This is a genomic window from Pandoraea pnomenusa (genome assembly GCF_040391475.1).
Lineage (GTDB): Bacteria > Pseudomonadota > Gammaproteobacteria > Burkholderiales > Burkholderiaceae > Pandoraea > Pandoraea pnomenusa_C.
The window spans coordinates 1-14,113 of record NZ_JBEBXS010000011.1 but is presented as its reverse complement, the minus strand read 5'-3'; the positions used below and the strand labels follow the sequence as shown (position 1 = coordinate 14,113).

At 64.8% G+C, this 14,113-nt stretch carries 13 protein-coding genes; all 13 read right to left on the bottom strand.

Annotated elements, in window-relative coordinates:
• Positions 1-57 precede the first annotated feature (57 nt).
• Positions 58-933, bottom strand: coding sequence for an acetyl-CoA carboxylase, carboxyltransferase subunit beta (gene accD, locus ABWO90_RS13355; RefSeq protein WP_353191722.1), 876 nt, complete (start codon positions 931-933; stop codon positions 58-60).
• A gap of 193 nt (positions 934-1,126) precedes the next feature.
• Positions 1,127-1,951, bottom strand: coding sequence for a tryptophan synthase subunit alpha (gene trpA / locus ABWO90_RS13350; RefSeq protein WP_353191721.1), 825 nt, complete (start codon positions 1,949-1,951; stop codon positions 1,127-1,129).
• Positions 1,905-2,834 carry a DNA-methyltransferase gene (locus ABWO90_RS13345; protein ID WP_353191720.1) on the bottom strand — a complete coding sequence of 310 codons (930 nt, stop codon included), beginning with the start codon at positions 2,832-2,834 and terminating at the stop codon, positions 1,905-1,907. Before ABWO90_RS13345 ends, trpA begins: the two co-directional genes overlap by 47 nt.
• Before the next feature lie 76 nt (positions 2,835-2,910).
• On the bottom strand, positions 2,911-4,113 hold the full coding sequence (gene trpB / locus ABWO90_RS13340) for a tryptophan synthase subunit beta (protein WP_353191719.1): 1,203 nt from the start codon (positions 4,111-4,113) through the stop codon (positions 2,911-2,913).
• 55 nt (positions 4,114-4,168) lie between these two features.
• Positions 4,169-4,864: a phosphoribosylanthranilate isomerase gene (locus tag ABWO90_RS13335; protein WP_353191718.1), complete on the bottom strand. Its 696-nt coding sequence runs from the start codon at positions 4,862-4,864 to the stop codon at positions 4,169-4,171.
• Complete coding sequence (truA, locus tag ABWO90_RS13330; RefSeq protein WP_353191717.1) at positions 4,831-5,631, bottom strand: tRNA pseudouridine(38-40) synthase TruA; 801 nt, start codon at positions 5,629-5,631, stop codon at positions 4,831-4,833. The genes ABWO90_RS13335 and truA overlap by 34 nt, the downstream gene beginning before the upstream one ends.
• A gap of 83 nt (positions 5,632-5,714) precedes the next feature.
• Positions 5,715-8,663: a motility hub landmark protein FimV gene (locus tag ABWO90_RS13325; protein ID WP_353191716.1), complete on the bottom strand. Its 2,949-nt coding sequence runs from the start codon at positions 8,661-8,663 to the stop codon at positions 5,715-5,717.
• Positions 8,664-8,864: 201 nt separating this feature from the next.
• A complete protein-coding gene (gene asd, locus ABWO90_RS13320; RefSeq protein ID WP_353191715.1) occupies positions 8,865-9,995 on the bottom strand; it encodes an aspartate-semialdehyde dehydrogenase in 1,131 nt (376 codons plus the stop codon).
• A 60-nt stretch (positions 9,996-10,055) separates the two neighbouring features.
• Positions 10,056-11,123: a 3-isopropylmalate dehydrogenase gene (gene leuB / locus ABWO90_RS13315; RefSeq protein ID WP_353191714.1), complete on the bottom strand. Its 1,068-nt coding sequence runs from the start codon at positions 11,121-11,123 to the stop codon at positions 10,056-10,058.
• A gap of 35 nt (positions 11,124-11,158) precedes the next feature.
• Positions 11,159-11,809: a 3-isopropylmalate dehydratase small subunit gene (gene leuD, locus ABWO90_RS13310; RefSeq protein WP_353191713.1), complete on the bottom strand. Its 651-nt coding sequence runs from the start codon at positions 11,807-11,809 to the stop codon at positions 11,159-11,161.
• 120 nt (positions 11,810-11,929) lie between these two features.
• Positions 11,930-12,058, bottom strand: coding sequence for an entericidin A/B family lipoprotein (locus ABWO90_RS13305; RefSeq protein ID WP_023596599.1), 129 nt, complete (start codon positions 12,056-12,058; stop codon positions 11,930-11,932).
• A 55-nt stretch (positions 12,059-12,113) separates the two neighbouring features.
• The gene (gene leuC, locus ABWO90_RS13300; RefSeq protein WP_353191712.1) at positions 12,114-13,523 is read right to left on the bottom strand and encodes a 3-isopropylmalate dehydratase large subunit; all 1,410 of its coding nucleotides are present in this window, start codon (positions 13,521-13,523) and stop codon (positions 12,114-12,116) included.
• A gap of 281 nt (positions 13,524-13,804) precedes the next feature.
• Positions 13,805-14,113 (bottom strand): citrate/2-methylcitrate synthase (locus tag ABWO90_RS13295; RefSeq protein WP_353191711.1); only part of this gene is annotated, 309 nt, incomplete at its 5' end.

Sequence of the window (14,113 nt, the reverse complement as noted above, 5' to 3'; positions counted from 1 at the left end):
TTGGGGCAACGCAACCGCGTGTGCGACGCATCGCCCGCACCCGGCTCACGATCGCCCTCAGGCGACCGCGTCGGCCGGCTGGCGCTGCATCAATGCGATCAGGCGAGCGATCTCGTCGCGCATGTTGCGACGGTCGACGATCATGTCGATCGCGCCCTTCTGCAACAGGAACTCCGAACGCTGGAAGCCTTCCGGCAGCTTTTCGCGCACGGTCTGCTCGATCACGCGCGGCCCGGCAAAGCCGATGAGCGCCTTGGGCTCGGCCATCACCACGTCGCCGAGGAAGGCGAAGCTGGCGGACACGCCACCCATCGTCGGGTCGGTCAGCACGGAGATGAACGGCAGCTTGGCGTCGGCCAGCTTCGTGAGCATGGCCGTCGTCTTGGCCATCTGCATGAGCGAGAGCAGGCTTTCCTGCATACGCGCACCGCCCGAAGCGGTCACGCAGATGAACGGCACGCCCTGCTCCAGCGCGTTCTGTGCACCGCGCACGAAGCGCTCGCCGACCACCGAGCCCATCGAGCCGGCCATGAACGAGAATTCGAAGCACGCGACCACGACCGGCAGCGTGTGGATGGCACCGCCCATGACGACCATGGCATCGGTCTCGCCGCTGTCGTCCATCGCTTCCTTGATGCGATCCGGATACTTGCGGCTGTCCTTGAACTTCAGGGCATCGACCGGCACGATTTCCTGACCCAGTTCGTAGCGGCCTTCCGGATCGAGCAGTGCGTCGAGACGCGCGCGCGCGCCGATGCGCATGTGATGGTCGCACTTCGGGCAAACATGCAGATTCGCTTCCACGTCGTTGCGATACAACACCGCTTCGCACGACGGGCACTTGATCCACAGCCCTTCCGGGATGCTCTTGTTGCGCTGCGTCGGATCGGTTTGCTTGATCTTCGGGGGCAGCAGCTTATCGAGCCAGCTCATAGTTTCTCCTTGGCAAACGCCCGCTCCGGGGGAGCGGGCGTTTCTGGCGACCGCATGACACGGTCGTTTCAATTCAGCGTTTCACCGGACGGTTCGGCCCCGGGCGGGCGCTCTGACGCGCTCGCCCGCTCGGCGATTCATCCACGCCGCGAACTAACAGCGAGAACTTGCGCCGCAAATTTACGCCGCGAATTTACGCTGATTTGGCGCCCTCGTCGAGCGCCTGACGGATACCGCCGATGAATTCAGCCAGCGATTTTACCGCGTTCTGGCCTTCCGGATCACGCGGCGTGTTTTCCAGTCGCTGAATGATGGCGCTACCGATGACCACGGCATCGGCCACACCCGAGATGGCGCGAGCCGTTTCGGCGTCGCGAATCCCGAAGCCTACGCCCACCGGCAGGGCCGCTACGGCCTTGATCTGGGGGATCCTGGAGGCCACGCTGTCCAGGTCCAGACTGGCGGCCCCGGTCACGCCCTTGAGCGAGACGTAGTACAGGTAACCGCTCGCCTGACGGGCCACAGCCGCAATGCGCTCGTCGGTCGAGGTCGGCGCCAGCAGGAAGATCGGATCGATCGCGTGGGCGCGCATGGCACCCGCGTAGGCCTCGGCCTCCTCGGGCGGATAGTCGACGACCAGCACGCCGTCCACGCCGGCCTTGGCGGCACGCTCGGCGAAAGCCTCGAGGCCCATCGCCTCGATCGGGTTGGCGTAGCCCATGAGCACGACCGGCGTGCGGTCGTTGGTCTGGCGGAACGCGGCGACATAGCCGAGCACGTCGGCCAGGCTCACGCCTCGCTCCAGCGCACGCTCGGAAGCGCGTTGAATGACGGGGCCGTCGGCCATCGGGTCGGAGAACGGCACGCCAAGCTCGATGACGTCGGCGCCGTTATCGGCCAGCGCATGCATGAGCTTGACCGTCCAGCCCGGCTCGGGATCGCCGGCGGTGATGAATGGAATGAGGCCCTTCTTACCCTGCGCTTGCAAGGCTTGGAACGTCGCTTGAATGCGGGACATGATCGGAAAGTCTCTGAAGTCGTTGGTTGGCGAGCGCGTGGTAATGCGCATTCAGCTCGTAGCCGACGAAGCGTCGGCCGTGCAGCGCACAAGCCACGGCAGTCGTGCCGCTGCCCATGAACGGGTCGAGCACGAGACCGCCGGGCGGGCAACTGGCCAGCACCATGCGCTCAATGATATGCAGCGGTTTCTGCGTCGGATGATCGACGCGCTCGGGGTCTTGCCGGTGCAATCGCGAGATCGACCACAGATCCTTGGGGTTGTAGCCCAGCTCCAGCCACTTGCTGCCCTCGAAGATGCGGCGCGAGCGCGCCTTCTTCGTTGCGGCGTCATACGGCACGCGCACGGCGTCGAGGTCGAAGTAATAGTCCTTCGAGACCGCGAAAAAGCCGATGTTGTCGTGAACGGACGAGAATCGTCGGGTGCTGCCGCCCATACTGGGCACGCGGCGATCCCAGATGATCTCGTTGATCATCAACATGCGCTGCTTCAGAAACACGAAGAGCTCGGGGGCGTACTGCCACGTACAGAACAGGTAGAGCGAGCCGCGCGGCGCCAGCTTCGGAATGGCCGCTTCGAGCCAGCCATACGTCCAGCCGAGAAAGTCCTCGCCGGAGCGCTTGTCGGAATCGTTGCCGTAGTCCTTGCCGAGCCCGTAAGGCGGATCGGCGAGGATCAGGTCGACGCTGCCGTCTTCCAGTTCGTGCAGGTGCTGCAGGAAATCAGCATGACGCAAAACGATGTCGCCCGGCGCCCAACGCGCGCGCAGCTCGCCGGCCGCTTCCAGGGCCTCGAGACGTGCGGCGGCAGCTTCGGTGGCGTCCACGGGACGCTCGGTCCCGAGGGCGTCATTCTGTGCCTTGCGATCAGTCAGATCGGTCATGCTGGTTCTGTGTCAGTGTCAAAGTGGATCAGGGAATCCGTGGTGCCTCGCGTTGCCGCGGCAACGCCTGCGATGCTTACGTGCCTGCGGGCGCCTGTTCGGCCAGCGCCATCACGGTATGCATGTCCTTGTCGCCGCGCCCCGAGAGGTTGACCAGCACGATCTGGTCGCTCGGCAGCGTCGGCGCAAGCTTGCACGCGTAAGCGAGCGCATGGCTCGACTCCAGTGCCGGAATGATGCCTTCGATCCGGCAGCAATCATGGAACGCCTTGAGCGCTTCGGCATCGGTAATGCCCACATATTCCGCGCGCTTGATGTCGTGCAGCCAGGCGTGCTCGGGGCCGACGCCCGGGTAGTCCAGACCGGCCGAGATCGAATGCGTCTCGGTGATCTGACCGTTCGCGTCCTGCAGCAGATACGTGCGGTTGCCGTGCAGCACGCCGGGCGTGCCACCGATGATCGACGCCGCGTGGCGACCGGTTTCGATACCGTCGCCCGCCGCTTCCACGCCCACGAGCTTCACGTCGGGCACATCGATATACGGATAGAAGATGCCCATCGCGTTCGATCCGCCGCCCACGCACGCAAGCACGTAGTCCGGCTGACGGCCGGCAAGCTCGGGCATCTGCACCTTGCACTCCTCGCCGATCACGCTCTGGAAGTCGCGCACGAGCATCGGGTACGGGTGCGGGCCCGCGACCGTGCCGATGATGTAGAACGTGTTCTCGACGTTCGTCACCCAGTCGCGCATGGCTTCGTTCAGGGCGTCCTTGAGGGTTTTCGAGCCGGATTCCACGGGAATCACGGTCGCGCCCAGCAATTGCATGCGGTACACGTTCGCCGCCTGACGCTTGACGTCTTCGGCGCCCATGTAGACCACGCACTCCATGCCGAAACGCGCGGCAATGGTCGCCGTGGCCACACCGTGCTGGCCCGCACCGGTTTCGGCAATCACACGGCGTTTGCCCATGCGACGCGCGAGCAGCGCCTGACCGATCACGTTATTGACCTTGTGCGCGCCCGTGTGATTCAGGTCTTCGCGCTTGAGGTACACCTGCGCGCCGCCCAACTCCTGGCTCCAGCGCTTGGCGTGATAGATCGGCGACGGACGGCCGACGTAGTGCTTCAGTTCGTAATGGAATTCTTCGAGGAAGGCCGGATCCTGCTGATACTTCTCGTAGTTTTCACGCAGTTCTTCGAGCGCGTGAATCAGCGTCTCGGCCACAAAAATACCGCCGTACGGGCCGAAATGGCCACGGGCGTCAGGCAAATCGTACATGGTCGTCACTCTTCGCAGTACCGGAGACAGCCCGTGCGGGCGCTCCGGCAGGTTGCTATTCGGCGTCGGCGGCACGCACTGCGTGCACGAACGCCGTCATGCGGGCGGGATCCTTCACGCCCCGCGACGCCTCCACACCGCTCGACACGTCGACGGCGTATGGCGTCACCCGGCCGATGGCTTCAGCAACGTTGTGTGCGTTCAAGCCACCACTCAAAACGGCCCGACGCGCGATGTCTTTTGGAATAAGTGACCAATCGAAAACCTTTCCTCCACCCCCGTAGCCCTCGACCAGGGCATCGAGCAAGATGCCTTGCGCGGCGGTGTATGCGTTAGCGAATTGTAGCAAATCGCCACTGTCTTTCGTCTCAGGGCCGATACGCATGGCGCGCATGTAAGGACGGTTCCCGGCGGCGGCCGACAAGGCCGCACATTGCTCGGGGCTTTCGTCGCCGTGGAACTGAAGCGTGGTCAGGGGCACGGCCTCGACGGTGCGGGCGATCTCGTCGGCCGTGGCGTTCACGAACAGCCCGACCAGGCTCACATAGGGCGGCACCCGGCGGGCCAGCTCGGCCGCACGTGCCAGATCGACGTAGCGCGGGCTCGGCGGGTAGAAGACGAGTCCGATGGCGTCGACACCCAGCGCCACGGCGTGATCGATGTCGGCTGCCTGCGAGAGACCGCAGATCTTGATTCGCGTACGCGTTTGAGGGGATTTCATGAACTTGCCCACGGCATCGGAAACGGCCATGCGGCCCAGTTGGGCTCGGGCACGGCGAAACGCTCAGGATACCCCACGCGGGCCAGATACAGCCCGTCCGGCATGAACGTCGGCGCGGCCTCTCGACGATCGAGACTCGCGAGCACGTCCGTCATCCAGCTCGCGGGCTGACGGCCCCGGCCGATCGCCACCAGACAGCCCATGATGTTGCGCACCATGTGATGCAGGAAGGCGCTCGCGCGGAAACGGAACACGAAGAAGTGGCCCTGCTGCTCGATGTCGATGGCGTACAGGTGCTTGACCGGTGTCTTCGCCTGGCACTCGGACGAACGGAACGCCGAAAAGTCGTGCTCGCCGACAAGCACCTGGCCTGCGGTGCGCATCGCCTCCAGATCGAGCGGCGTGTGCAACCAGCCGCAGCGGCCGTCGAGCAGCGGCGAGCGCACCGGGTGGACATACAGCACGTAGAAATACGTGCGCTCGAAGGCCGTGAACCGGGCGTGGAAATCGTCCGGCATCGCCTGCGCCCACTGGACTGCCACGGTCTTCGGCAGGAAGGCGTTCACGCCGCGCACCCACGAGAACATGGCCCGGTCCAGCTCGGTGTCGAAATGCACGACCTGACCGATGCCATGCACGCCGGTGTCGGTCCGCCCCGCCACCGTGGTCGGCAGCGCTACGCCGCCGAACTCGCGCATGGCGGACTCGAGCGCCTGTTGCACGGTGTTGCCGTGCGGCTGCGACTGCCAGCCGGAGAACGCCGTACCGTCGTAATGGATGCCCAGTGCAATTCGCATATGAAAAAGAAAAACGGGCGCCCAACCTACGAGCGCCCCAAACTACGGTCAATCTGTGGTGTGTTCGCCGGTGTACCGTCGCGTCACTTGCCCAGCTCGGCCAGTCGCGTACGTGCGACCGATTGCTGTGCGGCGTCGCCGCCGGCGATCACTTCCTCGAGCAGTTCGCGCGCGCCATCATCGTCGCCGATGGTCTGGTACGCCGCGGCCAGTTCGAGCTTCGTATGGAACTCGTCCGGCACTTCGGCCCCGCCTGCGGGGCGCGGAGCGATCGGTTCGGCCGAGGCTACCGGTGCCACTGCCGGCACCTGAGGCGCAGCAGGCTCGGCGGCGAACGGCGTCGACGGTGCGGGCGATGCCAGCGTTTCGTGTTCGACCAGCGCTTCCACGCCGGTGGCGGCGGGCAGTACCGGTGCGCTCGCGGAGGCTGGCGCGCTCGGCGTATCGTCGCCCTTCAGGTCGAGACTGAAGTCCGACAAGTCGAACGACATCGGCTTGAGCGACGGTGCCTCGTGTGCGGCGTCCGTGTAGCTGCGCGGCGCTTCCGAAGCGCTCGCCACCTGCTGCATGGCGGCGTCGAAATCGGCGTCGCTCAGTTCCCCGTCTAGGTCGGCATCCGATTCTTGATCGGCTTGCTGATGCAGCGGATCGCCCGGCGGCGCCATCGTGAACTGCACGGAGCCGATGCCCTTCGTCAACGACGGCAAGGCATCGCTCGCAATCGTGCCGACATGAGACGGCTGTCCCGGAATGCCGAGATCCAGATCGCCCAGCATGCCCGCCACACCGCCATCGGGCGTGGCGCCCGCTTGCGGTTCGACGACCGGCTCGGCCACGGGGGCGTCGGGCTGTGCGTGATCGGTGGTCTCGGTCGGCTCGGTGTGCGACTCGGAGGCCTCGGCTTGCCCGGCAGCGATGCCACCAACGGCCGCTGCCGCGCTCAAGGCTTCGAGCGACGCCAGGCTGGCCGCCGCCGGGTCCTCGTGCGCAGCGGGCGCGTCACCGAGGGCGACCGTCGGCGCCACTTCCCCGGCCTGCTCGGCAAATGCGGCATCCCAGTCGATTTCCGGCTCGCTGGCGGCTTCCTCGGTGGCGTGCACAGGCTGGGCTGCCGCATCGTCCGCAAGCGGTTCGGCGACGGCTTCAGCGGCGTGCTCGACGACCGGCGGCTCGCCGAGTCCTTCGGCGTGCGCCGTGTCGGCCAGTTCGCCGGTCAGATCGTCTTGCTCCGCATTCCACGCGTCGTCGGCTTCTGCCGCTGCGGGAGACGAGGCTGCCGCGTCGAGCGCCGCCACGCCGTCGTTCGGCGTCTGCCAGGCGTCGTCGGCAGCAGGATGCAGATGCTCGTCGGCTTCGGCCTGATGGGCGGCGTACATCGCTGCCGCACCGGCTGCGCCAGCCGCAGAGGCGCCCACCACGCCCGCCACGCCAGCGGCAGTCGCGCCATGCGATGCCGGCTCGCCTTGCGGCTCGCTTCGGCCATCATGACCGTCGTCATACGGTCCGGGCTGCCCCACCGGCGGTTCGGCACGGCGGCGGCGCATCAGCCACCACAGACCAAGCAGCACCACGAGCACACCCGCACCGGGCAGCACATACGGATTCTGGGAAACGGCACGCCAGTTCATCCCGGCGTTCGGCGTCTTCACATCGGCGGCCGCTGCACTGGCCGGGGCGGCTGCAGCCGCCTCGCTGACCGGTGCCGCTGCGGCGATGGCTTCGGAGGCGCCTGCCGATGCAGCCGGCGCCGCAGAAGCCGTCTCGGCGGCGGCATCAGACGCCACCGCCGTCGTCGCGGCGCTGGCTGTCGCGTCCGCTTCCTTGGCGGTCGCGTCCTGCGTCGGCGCAGGGGCCGAAGTGGCGGCGGCTGCCGGCGCGGTCGTCTTGCCTTCGGCGGATTTCGCCGGTTGGTCTTGCGCAGGCACCCCGGAAGCGGTGGCGGCCTGCTCCTCCAGCTTGGCTGCGGCCTGATTCTTCATCGCCAACAGCTTCTGGAGATCTGCTACGTTCTTCTGCAACTCATTCACCCTGCCCTGAGCCTCGGCTTGCGCCTTGCCCTGAGCGATTTGCTCTTCCTCACTGCCGCCGGCGCGTGCGGCTGTGCCGCCCGCTGCCCCCTTGCCGGGTCGCGACAGCTTCAATTCATCGCGCGTGGCGGGGGCGGCGGCTTCCGGCGCCTTGCCCGCTTCGATCGCGCCCTGTGCACTGCGGCCACCGGCCGGTGCTGCCTGCTGCGCCGTCGAATCGGCCAGCCGCGCGCGATACGCGTCAAACTGCTCCCGTGCGGCCGACACGAACTTGCGTGCCTGCGCGGGAGGAATACTTTGCACCTGTGCATCGGCCGGGCGTGCCAGCGTTGCCCCCTGACGCAAACGGTTCGGATCGTTGCCAATGAACGCCGAGCGGTTCGCCTCGAACAGCGCGGTCATCATCTGTGCCAGCGTCGTGCCGCCTTCGCCGCCCGTGAATTCGCGAGCAATCGACGACAGCGAGTCACCGCGCCCGACCTTGCGCGCCCCTTCTGCATTGGCCGCCGGGGTGGCGGTTGCCTCAGACGCGGCAGGTGCAGGCGCGCTTGCCGTCGCGGCGGGCGCCGCCGACACAGTGCTATCCGCCGTCGCAGCAGGCACGACGGCCTGCGGCTGCGCCAGACTGGCTTCAGGAATGGCCGAGAGCGTCACGGCATTGGACTGACGGCCAGTGCGCCATTCGACGACAAGCAACAGATCGAGGAACGACGTGCTGACCGGTTCGGCCGAATCGACATGCACGAGATACGTGCCGCTGTAGCCCGGCTCGCGGCCGCCCGTCGGCGAGACCGACACGGAGAGCTTCTCGAGCGTGGGATCGTAGCGCAGACCGGCTTGCTTGAAGGCATCGCGCGGCGCGAGCTTCACCGACAATCCGTCGGCTTCGGCTTGCGACACGTTGCCCAGCACGATCACCGCTCGCAACGGCTGGCCAGGACCCGAGCGCACCTGTTGCGGGCCGAACTCGGCGGCGCCGGCGTTGAGAAGCCCGAGGCTCCACAAGACAGCCGCTGCCGCGCTCAAGCGAAACGAATTACGGGACGAATTTGCGCGCTTGCCGGTCGAGTATTTCCGCACTGTGTCTTGTCTAGCCTGTCAGTCGTTTGTCACTGGCGGCCCCTCGTACGAGGAGCGCCTCCCAAAGCGCGGACGGCGGCCTCGCGGGCCGCCGTTTCTTCACGCCTTACCGATGCGCTGCGACGCTCAAGCGTCGAGCAGGATGCGCAGCATGCGGCGCAGCGGTTCCGCCGCGCCCCACAACAGTTGATCGCCCACCGTGAATGCCGACAGGTACTCCGGACCCATCGACATCTTGCGCAGGCGACCCACCGGAATCGTCATCGTGCCGGTCACGGCCGCAGGCGTCAAATCGGTCATCGACGCCTCGCGCGTGTTCGGCACCACCTTCACCCAGTCGTTTGCCTGGCCGATGATGTCGGTCAGTTCATCTAACGGCACATCCTTCGTAAGCTTGATAGTGAGCGCCTGGCTGTGGCAACGCATCGCACCGATACGCACGCACAGACCGTCCACCGGAATGGCACGGGTGCCCGGGAAGCCGTCGCCCAGACCCAGAATCTTGTTGGTCTCGGCACCGCCCTTCCACTCTTCCTTCGACTGGCCGTTGCCCAGATCCTTGTCGATCCAGGGAATCAGGTTGCCGCCGAGCGGCACGCCGAATTGCTTGGTCTCGTCGGCCGTGAGGGCGTGCTGCTTGGCCAGCACCTTGCGGTCGATTTCCAGAATGGCCGAATGCGGATCGTCGAGCAACGCCTTGACTTCGGCGTTGATGCTGCCGAACTGCGTGAGCAGCTCACGCATGTGCTGCGCGCCACCGCCCGATGCCGCCTGATACGTCATCGACGTCAGCCAGTCCACCAGACCGTGCTGGAACAGACCGCCCAGGCCCATCAGCATGCAGCTCACGGTGCAGTTGCCGCCGACGAAGTTCTTCGTGCCCTTCGTGAGCGAGTTCTTGATCACGTCGAGGTTGACCGGATCGAGCACGATGATGGCATCGTCCTTCATGCGCAGCGTCGAAGCGGCATCGATCCAGTAACCGTTCCATCCCGCAGCACGCAGCTTCGGGAAGATCTCAGTGGTGTAATCACCGCCCTGGCAGGTAATGATGATGTCGCATTTTTTCAGCTCATTGACATCATTGGCGTCTTTCAGCGAAGTCTCGTTCTTCGCCATCGACGGGGCTTTGCCGCCCGCGTTGCTGGTGCTGAAAAACACCGGCTCGATCAAGGCAAAGTCGTTCTCCTGCTGCATGCGCTGCATCAGAACCGAACCGACCATGCCCCGCCAACCTACCAGACCTACGGTTTTCATTTATCCACTCTCTTATCGTTGCAATTGCGCCAAGGGGCGTCTCACGACGCCCCGTTGACGTTATAGCGCGGCAACCACCGCCGCGCCCATGTCGCGCGTACCGACCTTGGTCGCGCCTTCCTGCCAGATGTCGGGCGTGCGCAACCCCTGCGCCAGCACCTTCTTGACTGCGTTTTCCACGCGGTCGGCCTGTTCAGCGCGGCCCAGCGTGTAACGCAGCATCATGGCAGCCGACAGGATCGTTGCCAACGGATTGGCCACGCCCTTGCCGGCGATGTCGGGGGCCGAACCGTGCGACGGCTCGTACAGCCCCTTGTTGTTGGCATCCAGCGACGCCGACGGCAGCATGCCGATCGAACCGGTCAGCATGGCGGCCTCGTCCGACAGAATATCGCCGAACATGTTGCCAGTCACCACCACGTCGAAGTTCTTCGGTGCCTTGACCAGTTGCATCGCGGCATTGTCGACGTACATATGCGACAGCTCGACCTCCGGATACTGCTTGGCAACCTCGATCATCGTGTCGCGCCAGAGCTGCGAAGTCTCGAGCACGTTGGCCTTGTCGACCGAGCACAAACGCTTGTCGCGCTTGGCTGCCGCCTGAAATGCCACGTGTGCGATGCGCTCCACTTCGGGCACGCTATAACGCATGGTATCAAAACCTTCGCGTGCGCCCTCGAAAGCCCCGTCCGGCGACTGGCGGAAACCCTTCGGCTGGCCGAAATAAATGTCGCCGTTCAGCTCGCGGATGATCAGGATATCCAACCCTGCCACGATTTCCGGCTTCAGGCTCGACGCAGCGGCCAGTTCCTTGTAGAGGATGGCCGGACGGAAGTTGGCGAACAGCTGCAGGTGCTTGCGCAGGCCCAGAATCGCCTGCTCGGGACGCAGCGCGCGCTCGAGCGAATCGTACTTCCAGTCGCCCACGGCGCCGAACAGGATAGCGTCGGCTTCCTTGGCGAGCTTGAGCGTGGCCTCGGGCAGCGGGTGGCCCGCCGCCTCATAGCCGGCCCCGCCCACGGGCGCTTCTTCGAGCTCGAACGTCTCGCCGAGCGCGTTCAGCACATTCACGGCTTCCGCGACGATTTCCGGACCAATGCCGTCACCCGGCAACACAGCGATTTTCATGCAATCTCCTTGGATGTGCCTTCGATGCGCGGGGCTCAGCCCGGCAGGCGCGTTGCGAGCCACGGCTGCTTGGTCAGCCGCTCGGCCTCGTAGGCGCGAATCTTGTCGGCGTGACGCAGCGTCAGGCCGATGTCGTCGAAACCATTCAACAGGCAGTACTTGCGGAACGGCGCGATATCGAACTCATAAGCACGGCCGTCCGAGGTAATCACGGCCTGCTTGTCGAGATCGATCGTCAACTGATAGCCATTGAACGCGGCCGTCTCGTTGAACAGGTGATCGACCTGCATTTCGCTCAATGCGATCGGCAGCAGCCCATTCTTGTAGCAGTTGTTGAAGAAGATGTCGGCGAAGCTCGGCGCAATCACGGCGCGAAAGCCGTATTGCTGCAAGGCCCACGGCGCATGCTCACGCGAGCTGCCGCAGCCGAAGTTCTTGCGTGCGAGCAACACCGTCGCGCCTTGATAGCGCGGCTGGTTGAGCACGAAGTTCGGGTTGAGCGGACGCGTGCTGCAATCCTGGCCCGGCTGGCCGACATCGAGGTAACGCCACTCGTCGAACAGGTTCGGGCCGAAACCCGTGCGCTTGATCGACTTCAGGAATTGCTTGGGGATGATCGCGTCGGTATCGACGTTTTCGCGATCCAGCGGTGCCACCAACCCCGTATGGACAGTAAATTTTTCCATCACGAACCACCTGATCAAAACAGTTCGGCTGCGACCGGCTCTCGGGAGCCACAATCGCGAAAACCGGAAATTTCGTGGGTGCGCGTGCCGGGACATCGTCCGGGCACACGCACCGTCGCATCACTTCTTCGCGGCGTTTTCGAGCGCCGAGCCAGCGGCTTGCGTATCCTTGCCGAGGCCCGCCATCGTGTTGCAACCCGCCACGCCCAACAGCAGCACCGCACCGATCAGCATCCACAGTTTCTTCATGGTCTTGTCTCTATCAAAGAAAGTGTCAAACGACGGATAAATCGATGCGTGGGTCTCAGACCAGGCGTCGCACGTCGACGAAATGGCCTTCGATGGCAGCTGCGGCCGCCATTGCCGGGCTCACCAGGTGCGTACGGCCACCCGCGCCCTGTCGGCCTTCGAAGTTGCGGTTCGAGGTCGATGCGCAGCGCTCGCCCGGCTCCAGACGGTCGGCGTTCATCGCCAGGCACATCGAGCAGCCCGGTTCGCGCCATTCGAAGCCGGCGGCCTTGAAGACCTGATCCAGCCCTTCCTGCTCGGCCTGATGCTTCACGAGCCCCGAACCCGGCACCACCATCGCCAGACGCACGTTCGACGCCACGCGGCGACCGAGCTTCTTCACGACGTAGGCGGCTGCGCGGATATCCTCGATGCGCGAATTGGTGCACGAGCCGATGAACACCTTGTCGACGTTGATGCTGGCCATCGGCGTATCCGGCGTGAGCGCCATGTACTCCAGCGCGCGCTCCATGGCGCTGCGCTTGACCGGGTCCTTTTCCTTCTCGGGATCGGGCACGCGGTCTTCGATGCTCACCACCATTTCCGGCGACGTGCCCCAGCTCACTTGCGGGCGCAGCGTGTTGGCGTCGATTTCCACGACGTGATCGAACGCGGCACCGGCGTCGGTGTGGAACTGGCGCCAGTAGGCTTCCGCCTGCTGGAATTCCACGCCGGTCGGCGCGAACGGACGGCCCTTCACGTAGTTGATCGTGGTGTCGTCCACGGCGACCAGACCGGCGCGTGCGCCCGCCTCGATCGCCATGTTGCACACCGTCATGCGACCTTCCATCGTGAGCGAACGGATCGCCGAGCCGGCGAACTCGATCGTGTAGCCCGTGCCGCCTGCCGTGCCGATCTTGCCGATGACGGCGAGCACGATGTCCTTGGCGGAACAGCCGCGCGGCAGCGTGCCCTCGACCTTCACGAGCATGTTCTTGCTCTTCTTCATGAGCAGCGTCTGCGTGGCGAGCGTGTGCTCGACCTCGGACGTGCCGATGCCGAAGGCCAGCGCACCGAATGCGCCGTGCGTCGACGTGTGCGAGTCACCGCACACCACCGTCATGCCGGGCAACGTGGCGCCCTGCTCCGGGCCGATCACGTGCACGATGCCCTGACGGAGATCGTTCATCTTGAATTGGGTGATGCCGAACTTGTCGCAGTTGCTGTCGAGCGTATCGACCTGCAGACGCGAAATCGGATCGGCGATGCCTTGTGTACGGTCGGTGGTCGGCACATTGTGGTCCGACACCGCGAGGTTGGCGGACAAACGCCAGACCGGACGCTGCGCGATTTTTAGCCCCTCGAACGCCTGCGGACTGGTCACCTCGTGCAGCAGGTGGCGGTCGATGTAGAGCAACGTGGTGCCATCGTCCTCGGTATGCACAACGTGTGCATCCCACAATTTGTCATACAGGGTCTTGGCCATGATAAAAACGCGGGGCTATATATCGTTCTGAGAACAAGACTATCGTTCTGTGAACTTTTGATTATGCCATAGCGCTTTCGCGCCGGCGGAATACGAAATCCCCGGGAAACCGGGCGGTAAACGCACGATCAACCGGGGATTTGTGCGAATCACGGCAGCTTGTGCCGTGAGTTCGAATATAGCGCAACGAAGGCTCGTTGCGGGGCGCACCGCCTTGCCGTTTCAGCAAGGTTGCGGTGCCGGCACGGCAAGCGGGGGCCGTGCCGGGTGCCTCGACAGGCTTAGCGCTTGTCGATTGCCGTCACGTCGCGCGGCGTTTCGCCGATGAACAACTGACGCGGACGACCGATCTTCTGATCCGGCTCGCCGATCATCTCGTTCCACTGCGCGATCCAGCCCACGGTACGAGCCAGTGCGAAGATGCAGGTGAACATCGAGGTCGGGATGCCCAGCGCGCGCTGAACGATACCCGAGTAGAAGTCGACGTTCGGGTACAGCTTGCGCGACACGAAGTATTCGTCTTCCAGTGCGATCTTCTCGAGCTGCATGGCCAGCTTGAACAGCGGGTCGTCGTGCAGGCCCAGTTCGTT

Bases quoted from the DNA above. Each gene is read 5' to 3' on its own strand.
- accD (WP_353191722.1), bottom strand. From the start codon at position 933: ATGAGCTGGCTCGATAAGCTGCTGCCCCCGAAGATCAAGCAAACCGAT.
- trpA (WP_353191721.1), bottom strand. From the start codon at position 1,951: ATGTCCCGCATTCAAGCGACGTTCCAAGCCTTGCAAGCGCAGGGTAAG.
- ABWO90_RS13345 (WP_353191720.1), bottom strand. From the start codon at position 2,834: ATGACCGATCTGACTGATCGCAAGGCACAGAATGACGCCCTCGGGACC.
- trpB (WP_353191719.1), bottom strand. From the start codon at position 4,113: ATGTACGATTTGCCTGACGCCCGTGGCCATTTCGGCCCGTACGGCGGT.
- ABWO90_RS13335 (WP_353191718.1), bottom strand. From the start codon at position 4,864: ATGGCCGTTTCCGATGCCGTGGGCAAGTTCATGAAATCCCCTCAAACG.
- truA (WP_353191717.1), bottom strand. From the start codon at position 5,631: ATGCGAATTGCACTGGGCATCCATTACGACGGTACGGCGTTCTCCGGC.
- asd (WP_353191715.1), bottom strand. From the start codon at position 9,995: ATGAAAACCGTAGGTCTGGTAGGTTGGCGGGGCATGGTCGGTTCGGTT.
- leuB (WP_353191714.1), bottom strand. From the start codon at position 11,123: ATGAAAATCGCTGTGTTGCCGGGTGACGGCATTGGTCCGGAAATCGTC.
- leuD (WP_353191713.1), bottom strand. From the start codon at position 11,809: ATGGAAAAATTTACTGTCCATACGGGGTTGGTGGCACCGCTGGATCGC.
- ABWO90_RS13305 (WP_023596599.1), bottom strand. From the start codon at position 12,058: ATGAAGAAACTGTGGATGCTGATCGGTGCGGTGCTGCTGTTGGGCGTG.
- leuC (WP_353191712.1), bottom strand. From the start codon at position 13,523: ATGGCCAAGACCCTGTATGACAAATTGTGGGATGCACACGTTGTGCAT.